Origin of the sequence: Mesorhizobium sp. M1328 (assembly GCF_040318075.1) — a bacterium.
Classification (GTDB): domain Bacteria; phylum Pseudomonadota; class Alphaproteobacteria; order Rhizobiales; family Rhizobiaceae; genus Mesorhizobium.
This window is the reverse complement of record NZ_JAMYLO010000008.1, coordinates 53050-64659: the sequence shown is the minus strand read 5'-3', so window position 1 is coordinate 64659 and position 11610 is coordinate 53050. Positions and strand designations below refer to the sequence as shown.

The window sequence follows — 11610 nt, the reverse complement described above, 5'->3', positions numbered from 1 at the left end:
GGCGGTTTAATCCGCCCACCAGGCGTAGGCGCCGGAGGAGGACCGTCATGACCATAGCTCAGACAAAGGCACCGCTGCGGCTGCCGATCGACGGGCGCCATCGCCAGATGTTCATCGGCGGTGGCTGGGTCGATGCCCGCTCCGGCCGGACCATGGAGAGCCGCAATCCCGCCACCGGCGCGGTCATCGCCACGGTTCCCCGCGGCGACCGCCAGGACATCGACTTGGCGGTGACTGCTGCGCGCAAGGCGTTCGAGGGCCCGTGGAGCCGGTTCAAGCCTTATGAGCGGCAGGTGCTGCTGCTGAGGATCGCCGACCTCTTCGAAAAGCACTGGGAAGAGATCAGCCGCTCCGACACCACCGACATGGGCATGCCGATCGTGCGCACCCGCGCCAACCGCAACCGCGTCATCGGCATGCTGCGTTACTATGCCGGCATGGCGACGGCGCTGCACGGCGAGACCATCGAGAATTCGCTGTCCGGCGAAATCGTCTCCTTCACCCGCAAGGAGCCGGTCGGTGTCGTCGGCGCCATCATCCCGTGGAACGCGCCGACGGCAGCGTCGATCTGGAAGATCGGCCCGGCGCTGGCGACCGGCTGTACTATCGTGCTGAAACCATCGGAAGAGGCGCCGCTGACGCCGCTTTTGATCGCCGACATCATGAACGAAGCCGGCGTCCCGCAAGGCGTCGTCAACATCGTCACCGGCACCGGCACCGAGGCGGGCGCGGCACTCGCCGAGCACATGGGTGTCGACAAGATCGTCTTCACCGGCTCGACGGCGACCGGCCAGTCGATTGTGCGGGCCTCGGCCGGCAACCTCAAGCGCGTCTCCTTGGAACTCGGCGGCAAGTCGCCGGTCATCGTCTGCGCCGATGCCGATCTCGACAAAGCGGTGCCGGTGGCGGCAATGTCGGTCTTCGCCAATTCCGGCCAGATCTGCATTGCCGGCTCGCGCCTGTTTGTCGAACGCGCCGTCCATGACGAGTTCGTCGAGCGACTGGCGGCATATGCCAAGGGTCTCAGGGTCGGCGACGGCATCGACCCCGCGACCGAGATCGGTCCGCTCGTCTCCGAAAAGCAGTTGCAACGGGTCACCGGTTACCTCGAGGCCGGCACTGCGGAAGGGGCGAAACTCGTCACCGGCGGCGAACGGCTTGTGGAAGGCGCGCTTGCCGCCGGCAATTTCGTCGCGCCGACGGTCTTTGCCGGTGTCTCGGACGACATGAAGATCGCCCGTGAGGAGATCTTCGGGCCGGTGATTTCAGCCTTGCCGTTCGATACGCTGGACGAGGCGGTCGAGCGGGCCAACAACACGCCTTACGGCTTGGCTGCAGGGGTCTTCACCCAAAATCTCGCCACCGCCCATCAGCTGTCGCGCAAGATCCGCTCCGGCTCGGTCTGGGTCAACACCTATCACGCCATCGATCCGGCCGTGCCCTTCGGCGGCTACAAGATGAGCGGCTACGGCCGCGAGGGCGGCGCCGAACACCTTGACGAATATCTTAACACCAAGGGCGTGTTCATCAAGATCGATTGAGCCCGCTAATGCATGTCGCGCAAAAGTGTGCAGCGGTTTTGCGATAACGACATGCATAAAAACAAGAATCTAAGGCGCGTCGCATGAGGCCGATCGAACGCGACGCGCTTTTAGCCCAGAAACGAAAAACCCGCCTCAGCGGCGGGTCTCGGGGCGAATCAGCACCATAGCGAAATTAATAGCATAGCTGCCGGCACAAAGCAAGAACAAAATGCAGGGACCGGGCGCATCGCGCGCCCGATCCCTCAAGGCAAGCCTCAGATGACGAACAGCCAGTTGGCGAGCAGCATCACCGCGACGCCAGCGACCAGCGTCAGATAGGGCAGCATCCCGGCCTTTCGCACTGCGAGGTCGGACGAGTTCATGCCGAGATCGGCCAGCATGTGGTCGGGGAACTTGCCCTTGTCCTGGATGTAATGCCGGAAGCAGAACACCGGGATGATCAAGGCTGCAGTGATCAGCCCGGCCCACAATGCCATCGGGTTCCAGACCTTGGCGCCGGCGCCCATGAAGACCGCGTTGACATAGGCAAAGATCGCGCCGAGGCCGAGCAGCCAGCTCGGCGCCTTCCATGGCCGCGCGATGTGGCCATTGTCGATGCGGTGGATCCAGCCGGCATTGAGGTTGAGGAAGTTGAAGATGATGTAGCCGCAATTCGACACCGCGAGGATGAAGAAGAAGCTCGTCGCGTCGGCCGAAGCGATGGCCAGCACAATCAGGTTGAAGATCAGGTCGGTCCACATCGCCCGCGTCGGCGCACCGTGCTCGTTGACGTGGCTGAGGTAGCGCGGCAGCCAGCCGTCGACCGAACCCTGGTAGAGCGTGCGCGAAGAGCCGGCCATCGCCGTCATGATGCAGAGCACCAGCGCCAGGATCATCAGCATGACCAGCAGGCTGTGGATCAGCTGGCCGCCGCCGACCATGCCGGCCAGCGCATCGGCAACGCCGGAGCCGTCGACGATCGGCGTCGCCAGCATGCCGTTCAAGCCGAGCACGCCCTGGAAGGTGAACGGCACCAGGATGAACAGCAGCATACAAAGCAGGCCGGAGTAGAAGATCGCCTTGAAGGTATCGGTGCCGGGGTTCTTGAATTCGGAGGTGTAGCAGACGGCGGTCTCGAAACCGTAGGTCGACCATGCCGCGATGAACATGCCGCCGAGCACCAGCGTCCAGCCGGCGATGTTCCATGCGCCGGGCTCCGGCGCATAGGCTGCCGCCAGCGGCACCAGCGGCGAGAAGTTTGCCCAGTTGATCTGGCCGGTGACGATCGGCACCACGCCGACGATGAGCATCGGGATGATGACCAGCAGGCCGATATATTTCTGCACATTGGCCGTGCCCAGGATGCCGCGATGCTGGATCGAGAAGATGATCAGCATCAGCACCGCGCCGATGAAGAAGGTGGCGTTGAAGGTGAAGGAAACCGGGCCAAGCGTGTGACCGTAGAGCGTCCAGTTGCGGATCGCCGGCGTCGCCGCCGCGGTGACCGCGGTGATGGCATCGGCGGCGCTGGTTCCGGCATGGGCTGCGATATAGGCGGCGACTTCCGGCGAAGTGTGGGTGAACAGCGGCACCGGCGCCAGTGCGTTGAGGATATAGGCGGCGGCGATCGAGCAGCCGAGCGACAGCACCGGCGACCAGGCGAACCAGTTGCACCACACAGAAAGCGGCGCGATGAATTTCGAATAGCGCAGCCAGGCGGTGGCGCCGTAGATCGAGGCGCCGCCGGACTTGTTCGGGAACAGGCCGGCGATTTCCGCATAGGTGAAGGACTGCAGGAAGCCCATGATCATGGATACTGTCCAGATCAGGAAGGCCAGCGTTCCGGTGGTGCCGGCAATGCCGCCGATCGAAAACAGGACAAGGGCCGGAACGCCGCTTGCGACCCAGAAGGCGCCGCGCCAATCGATGTTCCGGTGCAGCTGCCCTTCGGCAGGCGGCACCAAGGTGGTGACTATCGTGCTCATGTACGTGGATTCCCCATTTTTGATGTTCCCCATCGGCAACAGCCGCAATCTCGCGAGGCGTCATCGACGCTCACGTTGAACGGCCCAGGCGTTTTCCGCTCAGTAGTATTTTATTCTTAGCAGTGAAGATTGACCCAACGCGCTTTCACGTCAAGCGCTTTGTGACGCTGTGCACATTGCTGTGAAAGACAGGACAAGCAGCCGCATCGCCGAAAGGCCGGACTAAGCCTCCCGTGGGGGCGATCGATCAGGAGCGCGGCCTGGTCTTTTGCGGATCGTAATGGGCGAAGGCGACGACGCGCGCCGGCAGCCGCTTGCTGTGGCCGTCGAGCTTGCCGATCTCCACCTCGGTGCCGATCGCCGAATGCGCGACCTCGAGCCTGGCCAGCGCGATGGTCTTGTTCAGCACCGGCGAGCGCATGCCGGAGGTGACGATGCCGATCTGGGCGCGGCCGACATGCACGCAATCGCCATGGCCTACCGCGACATTGGCGTCGATGTCGAGGCCGACCAGCTTCCTCTGCGGGTTTTCCTTGCGCCGGATCAGCGCCTCGCGGCCGATGAAATCGTCGCTCTTGGTCTTCAGCGGCACGGTGAAGCCGATGCCGGCCTCGAACGGATCTGCCTGGTCGGAGAACTCGTAGCCGGCAAAGATCAGCCCGGCCTCGATGCGCACCATGTCGAGCGCCTGTAGCCCCATCGGCTTCAGGCCGTGCGGCTGGCCGGCCTGCCAGATCGCGTCGAACACCTTTTCGGCGTCGCGCGGATGGCACCAGATCTCGTAGCCGAGCTCGCCGGTGTAACCGGTGCGCGAAACCACGACGGGAATGCCGTTGCCGCCACCGATGCGGGCGACCGCGAAACGGAACCATTCAAGCTCGTCGATCGACGGCTGCAGCGGCGAGGTCCAGATGATCTGCCGCAGGATGTCACGGCTTTTCGGTCCCTGCACGGCGACGTTGTGCATCTGGTCGGTCGATGAGCGCACCAGCACGGTGAGGCCGAGTTTTTGCGCCGTCTCGCGCAGCCATTCGCCGGATAGATCGTCGCCGCCGACCCAGCGGAAATTATCCTTGCCGAGCCTGAGCAGCGTGCCGTCGTCGATCATGCCGCCATGCTCGTAGCACATAGCGGAGTAGACCACCTGACCGACGCCGAGTTTCTTGATGTCGCGGGTCAGCGTGTATTGCAGCAGCGCTTCCGAATCCGGGCCGGTGACCTCGAACTTGCGCAGCGGCGACAGGTCCATGATCACGGCGTCCTGCCGGCAGGCCCAGTATTCATCGATCGGGCCTTGCCTGGCGAAGGAATTGGCCAGCCAATAGCCCTTGTACTCGACGAAGTTGCGGGTGTGCTTGGCAAAGCTCGAATGAAAGGCGGTCTCGCGGGTCATTTTCGGTTCCGAATCGGGCGTCATGCGTCTGGCGATCGCTCGCGAGAATTTATGCTGGCCGGAATAGGTTCGCACATGGATGTCGGTCAGGTTCCAGCCATTGGCCGGCGTCGTGTCGTCGGGGCAGGCGGACGAGACGCAGACGATGTCGGTCAGCGCCCGCAGCAGCACATAGTCGCCCGGCCGCGACCACGGCTCGTCAGAAACCACGATGCCATGCGCGTCGATTGACGTGTTGAAGAAGAAGTTGATCGCCATCCAGCCGGCGCGGGGCGTGACGCCCTTATCGGCGAGCGCCCGGTTGAAATTCTCCGAGCAGTTGGGATGGCCGGGATAACCGATGTCGTCGTAATATTTGGCGGCGCAGGCGAGCGCGAATGCATCGTGGCGGCCGCAAGTGTCCTGGATAACCTCGACCAGCGGCTCCATGTCCTGGTCGTAGTATTTCGAATGCAGGCCGGGCATCGGATAGCTCGAGCCCATCAGTGTGCGGGTCGTGGTCACGTCGAGCGGATGATCGCGCCCCCTGTCCAGCTTGCGCGCCGAAAAGCACTGGAAGTCGGTGCATTGGCGCCCGTCGACATCGATGATCTGCAGATAGTCGCCCGCCTTGACGAAATAGGCTTCCGCCGTCGCCGAATGGACGCGCAGGTCTAGCACGGGATCGGCCAGCGGGTCGGCAAGTTGCGACTCCGCCGCCGGGCGGATGGTGGCGCGGCGGACGATGACGCTAAGCGGCGTCGCCGTATCGTGGCCGTCGACCAGCATCGGACCACCGGGCGCCGCAATCAGCATCGACCCATCGCGGGCGACGGTAAAAACTTGTTGGGTACCGGCAGGGGTGGTGCCGCCGAAAACGCGAACCGCCTTTGCCTGGTCGAGCTGCACCTGGCGCCGCTCGATCCCCCGGCGCAAGGAAGCGAGGCTGTCGTCGCCTTCGGCCAGCAGCGCCTTGATGCCGGCGGCATTGCTGTTCGATTTCTCGCCGAGAATGCCGGGATCGGTCGCGCCGCTGCTGTCCCATGCCAGCAGCTCGCAGGCCTGCCCGCCTTCCACATCGCGCACGGTGATCGTATCGCCGGCCTCGACCTCGATCAGCACCGCGCCATTGCCCTGAACCGGATAGCGCTCCATCCCGGCCGGCAGCGCGATCTGGCCTGGCCGCAGGATCAGGCTTGGCCGGGGCGGTCCGGCGGCGACGGCGGGGTAGGGCGACTGGCTCATCTCAACCCTGGTTTCGAGAAACAAGTTTGCCTGTGTGTGAAATTATTTTAGCGGGAAGAATAGGGCAGAAGAGCCGGAGTTGGCAAGTGAAGGTGGAGCAGCTCGGCCTTATCCTTCCGATTGTCGGCGCTGCCCCTCATTGCCCTGCCGGGCATTTCTCCCCGTATAGTGACGGCGAGAAAGATCCTGTCACCAACGATTTCGCCAATTATCGGCGTTGCAGGAAAGGCGCAGCCGTCGCGGCAGGCCCCCTTCTCCCCGTCACTATACGGGGAGAAGATGCCGGCAGGCAGATGAGGGGCGGCGCCGACGCAGACAGTTTACCCCAATTCCTCGGAATGCCCGATATCGACGCCATACTCCGCGGCGGCATCGAGCATCGTATGCCACAGGCTTTCGGCAAACGTCGCAAATACCAGAAGATTGAACACCGCCTGTCCGTCCGGCCGGTCATTGCCGCGCCAGAGATTGATGCTGGTGTGATCGACCGAGGTCGCGGCAGCGGTGCCGGCCGGGAACGCCGCCGGGTGCAGGTCTAGCGACGACAGTTTGGCCAGCATCGCGCGTGCCTTTTCTCCCGAAACGCTGATCAGCACGCGGGCATGCGACTGGTCGGACAGCGAGGCGGATTGCGCAAACGCCTGGCTCAGCGGTTCGCTCGCGTGCTTGCCGCCATTGGACAGGACGAGGAACTGATCCGGTCCCGACCAGATCAGCGTAGCGTCGGGAGCTCGGACCGCCTTGGGCGTTTCCGGGGCGGCCATGCCAAAACGCGCTTTGGCAGCCTTTGCCAGTTCGGCCCATTTGCCGCGCCGCGCCATCACCTGGATCAGGTCGAAATTGCGGATCTCGGTGAGCGATACGCTGGCCGCCGTGCGGCGCGCGCCATAGGCGCCGACGACAAGCGTTTTCTCCAGCGGACTGCGGGCAATCCAGGAAAACTCAGCCACGCTGGCGCCCTCCATCCGGATCGTAGAAAACCGGGCTGCACAGCTCGACATCGTAGTCTTCGCCGCGCAGTGGGTCATGCGCATGGACGATCTCGCCGATGCGCTCGCGCCCTCGTTCGACCAGGCCAAGCCCGATCCATTGGCCGAGCACCGGCGAGAAGCAGACCGAGGTGACATAGCCCTGGTCGTTATCGGGATCGGGTGTCTTGTCCTTCGGGATGATATGCGCGCCGGAGCGCAGGCGGCGTGTCTTGTCGACCGGCTTGATGCCGACCACGACCTGCCGGTCCGGCGCAATCAGCGCCTCGCGCCTCGCCATGACGCGGCCGATGAAGTCTTTCTTGGTCGACATCATCTTGCCGAGGCCGAGGTCGGCGGCGGTCGTCGTGCCGTTCAGCTCCGGGCCGGCGACGTGCCCCTTTTCGATGCGCATGACGCCGAGTGCCTCGGTGCCGTAGGGCGTCACGCCGAATGACTTGCCGGCCAGCATCAAATTGCGCACCAGCGCGTCGCCATAGCGGGTGGGGACCGAGATCTCGAACGCCATCTCGCCGGAGAACGAGATGCGGAACAGCCGCGCCTTGATGCCGCCGCGAAGCGCGACTTCCCGCGCCCCCATGAACGGAAAACCTTCATTCGACAGATCCTCGGCCGGATCGACGATTTCGCGAAGCAGGTCCCGCGTCTTCGGCCCTGCGATCGAGAATTGCGCCCACTGGTCGGAGACGGAGGTCAGCTGCACGTCGAATTCGGGGACCAGCACCTGCCGGCAGAATTCGAGATGCTGCATCACCAGCCCGGCCTTGGCGGTGGTGGTGGTCAGGAAATAGTGATCCTCGGCCAGCCGCGAGGTGGTGCCGTCGTCATAAACGATGCCGTCCTCGCGCAGCATCAGCCCGTAGCGGGCTTTGCCGACAGCAAGATTGGAGAAGGTGTTGATGTAGACACGGTCGAGGAAGGCGCCGGCATCCGGGCCGTGCACGTCGATCTTGCCGAGCGTCGAGACGTCGCAGAAGCCGACGCCGGAGCGCACCGCCCTGACCTCGCGCGTCACCGAGTCCAGCCAGTCCTTTTCGCCGGCGCGCGGATACCATTGCGCCCGCTTCCACAAGCCGGTGTCGACGAACACCGCGCCCTGTTCGGCTGCCCAGTGATGCGACGGCGTCAGTCGTGTCGCATGGAAGTTCTCGTCGCGATGATGGCCGGCGAAGGCGCCGATGGCGACCGGCACATAGGGCGGCCGGTAGATCGTCGTGCCGGTCTCGGGAATGGACTTGCCTGACACAGCTGCCATGATGGCGAGGCCGGCGACATTCGAGGTCTTCCCCTGGTCGGTCGCCATGCCGAGCGTCGTATAGCGCTTGAGATGCTCGACCGACTCGAAGCCTTCGCGCTGCGCCAGTTCGATGTCGGACGCTGTCACGTCATGCTGGTAATCGACGAAGGCTTTCCCTTTGCCGGCCACATGCCAGAGCGGCGTTAGCGAAAACGCCTCGCTGTCGGCGACCGGCGATGTGCCGGCATTGCCGCTGCGTCCAGCGTTCTGCGCTGCCGCAGCACCCGCGGCAAAGCCCTGGCGCAGGCACTCGGCAAGTCCGAAGGCGCCGTTGGCGGCGCCGGCGGCCACCATGCCCGGAGGCGGGCAATCGGGCACGAAAGCGGCGATATCGTCCTGCCATTTCGGCCGGCCGCGATGATAGGAGGTCAACCCGACCGCCGGATTCCAACCGCCGGAGACGGCAAGCCCGTCGGCCTCGACCTCGGCCCGTGCGCCGCCGGTGAGCGCCACCGCGATTTTCCGAACGCCGTCCTTGCCGCCCTCGACTCCGCTGACGGAACCGTTAAGCACGGCAAAGCCGCCCTTGGCGGAGAGCGCGCGATGCGCGGCGGACACGTCCGGGCGCGCATCGATGACCGCCGCGATTTGCAACCCGGCGGCAAGTGCGGTCTCGACGGTGCGCCAGCCGTCCTCATTGTTGGTGAACAGCGCGATCCGCTTTGCCGGCGTCGCCGCGTAACGCGCGACATAGGTCCGCATAGCCGAAGCCATCATCACGCCGGGCGTGTCGTTGCCGGCAAAGACGATCGGCCGCTCGATGGCGCCGGCGGCAACGACGCAGCGCTTGGCCACGATCCGCCACAGCCGCTGGCGCACCTGGTGCTCGGGCGGCGAGGGCAGGTGGTCGTTGACCCGCTCGATGGCGCCATAGGTGCCGCCATCATAGACGCCGAACAGTGTCGTGCGGTTCATGATGCGGACATCGGGGAGCGCTGCGAGTTCCCCCAGCGTGCGTGAAATCCATTCGGCTGCCGGCTCGCCGTCGATCATGCCGCCGTCGGCGAGCAGGCGACCGCCAAACGCAAAATCTTCCTCGCACAAGATGACACGGGCGCCGCTGCGCCCGGCCGCCAATGCCGCCGCGAGCCCGGCGGGGCCGGAACCGGCGATCAGCACGTCGCAATGCGCCCACGCCTTGTCGTAATGGTCGGGATCAGCAACGCCAGCAGCGCGTCCGAGGCCGGCGGCGCGGCGGATCGCCGGCTCGTAGACCGCTTCCCAGAATTTCGCCGGCCACATGAAGGTCTTGTAGTAGAAGCCGGCGACGAAGATCGGCGCAAACAGCTGGTTGACCGCCATCAGATCGTGGCGCAGCGATGGCCAGCGGTTTTGGCTCGCGGCTTCGAGCCCGTCATAAAGCTCGGCCGTGGTCGCCTTGGTGTTCGGCTCGCGCCGCGCTCCCGTGCGCAACTCAACCAGTGCGTTGGGCTCTTCGGATCCAGCGGTCAGGATGCCGCGCGGCCGATGGTATTTGAACGAGCGGCCGACCAGCTTGATGCCATTGGCGATCAGCGCCGAGGCGAGCGTGTCGCCTTGGAAGCCGGCAAAGCTCTTGCCGTCGAAGCGGAAGCCCAGCGGCGCGGCGCGATCGATGAGACCGCCGCTCGCCAGCCGGTGTGTCTGCGCGGGGCCAACCATCAGGCCCCAACCTCGAGGGCACCAACGCCTGCAGCCGGTTCGACCGCCGAAATCTCGTGCGTCAGCGTGTTGCGGGCGACCTTCAGCCAGGCCCGGCAGCCGCCGCCATGATACCAGAATTCGCTCATCGGCCCGGCGACATTGTCGCGCAGATAGACGTAGTCGAAGACCTCGTCTTCGGAGGCCTCGGCTGCCGGGCGCGCCGGCTTGCCGTCGCCGAGATAGGTGAACTCGCCGAGTTCGCGTTCGCCGCAGAAGGGACAGACAATACGCATGCTTCTTCAGCCAGCCATCAATGCAGGTTCGGTTGGGCGCCTTGGCCCTTTTCGTCGATCATCGCACCTCGCCGGAAGCGGTCGAGGCGGAAGCGGGTGGCTTCGTTGTGCGGCTCGTCGCGCGCCAGAAGGTGGGCAAAGACCAGGCCGGAGCCGGGTGTTGCCTTGAAGCCGCCATAACACCAGCCGGCGTTGAGATAGAGCCCGTCGACCGGCGTCTTGTCGATGATCGGCGAGCCGTCCATCGACATGTCCATGATGCCGCCCCACTGGCGCAGAAGCCGTATCCGGCCGATCATCGGCATCAGCGCCATGCCGCCCTCGCAGACGTCTTCCATCACAGGCAGATTGCCGCGCTGGGCGTAGGAATTGTAGCCGTCGATGTCGCCGCCGAAGACCAGCCCGCCCTTGTCGGATTGGCTGACGTAGAAATGGCCCGCGCCGAAGGTCATGACATTGGGGATCAGCGGCTTGATCGCCTCCGAGACGAAGGCCTGCAGCACATGACTTTCGATCGGCAGCCGCATGCCGGCCATCGCCGCAACGCGCGACGAGGAGCCGGCGACGGCCATGCCGACCTTGGCGGCACCGATCCTGCCGCGGCTCGTCTCGACGCCCGTCACTTTGCCGTTGGCCTCGCGGACAAAGCCGGTCACTTCGCAGTTCTGGATGATGTCGACGCCGAGCGCGCTCCCCGCATGCGCATAGCCCCAGACCACGGCGTCGTGGCGCGCCGTGCCGCCGCGTCGCTGCAAAAGCCCGCCCTGCACCGGAAAGCGCGCATTGTCGAAGTTCAGGAACGGCATCATCTTCCTGACCGCCGCCAGATCGAGCAGTTCGGCATCGATGCCGTTGATGCGCATGGTGTTGCCGCGCCGCGCATAGGCGTCACGCTGCGCGTCGGAATGGTAGAGATTGATGACGCCGCGCTGGCTGACCATGGTGTTGTAGTTGAGGTCCTGCTCCATGCGCTCCCAGAGCTTCATCGAAAGCTCGTAGAAACCGGTATTGCCGGGCAGCCCGTAATTGGAGCGGATGATGGTGGTGTTACGGCCGGCATTGCCGGAGCCGATCCAGCCCTTTTCCAGCACCGCGACATTCCTGATGCCGTATTCGCTGGCGAGGAACCATGCCGTCGCCAGGCCATGGCCGCCGCCGCCGATGATCACCACGTCGTAGTGGCTCTTCGGGCTGGCGTCGCGCCAGGTGCGCTGCCAGTTCCTGTGGCCGGAAAATGCCGCCCGGGCGAGGGAGAAGATCGAGTATTTCATGAACCTGTTTCG

The 11610-nt window shown here is 64.7% G+C and carries 7 protein-coding genes; 1 reads left to right on the top strand and 6 read right to left on the bottom strand.

Annotation, left to right across the window (positions count from 1 at the left end):
* Nucleotides 1-47 precede the first annotated feature (47 nt).
* The gene (locus NKH23_RS16550) at nt 48-1541 is read left to right on the top strand and encodes an aldehyde dehydrogenase family protein (protein ID WP_352717894.1); all 1494 of its coding nucleotides are present in this window, start codon (nt 48-50) and stop codon (nt 1539-1541) included.
* A gap of 257 nt (nt 1542-1798) precedes the next feature.
* Here the strand turns inward: NKH23_RS16550 and NKH23_RS16545 are convergent, their stop codons facing one another.
* From NKH23_RS16545 to NKH23_RS16520, 6 genes are all read right to left on the bottom strand, one after another.
* Complete coding sequence (locus NKH23_RS16545) at nt 1799-3508, bottom strand: trimethylamine N-oxide permease (RefSeq protein ID WP_352717896.1); 1710 nt, start codon at nt 3506-3508, stop codon at nt 1799-1801.
* Between the two features lie 247 nt (nt 3509-3755).
* The gene (locus NKH23_RS16540) at nt 3756-6125 is read right to left on the bottom strand and encodes a trimethylamine N-oxide demethylase (protein WP_352717898.1); all 2370 of its coding nucleotides are present in this window, start codon (nt 6123-6125) and stop codon (nt 3756-3758) included.
* Between the two features lie 320 nt (nt 6126-6445).
* The gene (locus NKH23_RS16535; RefSeq protein ID WP_352717899.1) at nt 6446-7075 is read right to left on the bottom strand and encodes a sarcosine oxidase subunit gamma; all 630 of its coding nucleotides are present in this window, start codon (nt 7073-7075) and stop codon (nt 6446-6448) included.
* A complete protein-coding gene (locus NKH23_RS16530) occupies nt 7068-10052 on the bottom strand; it encodes a sarcosine oxidase subunit alpha (RefSeq protein ID WP_352717901.1) in 2985 nt (994 codons plus the stop codon). The genes NKH23_RS16535 and NKH23_RS16530 overlap by 8 nt, the downstream gene beginning before the upstream one ends.
* Nucleotides 10052-10327 (bottom strand): sarcosine oxidase subunit delta, encoded by a 276-nt coding sequence (locus NKH23_RS16525; RefSeq protein WP_352915730.1) that lies wholly within the window; start codon nt 10325-10327, stop codon nt 10052-10054. The genes NKH23_RS16530 and NKH23_RS16525 overlap by 1 nt, the downstream gene beginning before the upstream one ends.
* Nucleotides 10328-10344: 17 nt before the next feature.
* Nucleotides 10345-11598: a sarcosine oxidase subunit beta family protein gene (locus NKH23_RS16520; RefSeq protein ID WP_352717905.1), complete on the bottom strand. Its 1254-nt coding sequence runs from the start codon at nt 11596-11598 to the stop codon at nt 10345-10347.
* Between the last annotated feature and the right edge of the window lie 12 nt (nt 11599-11610).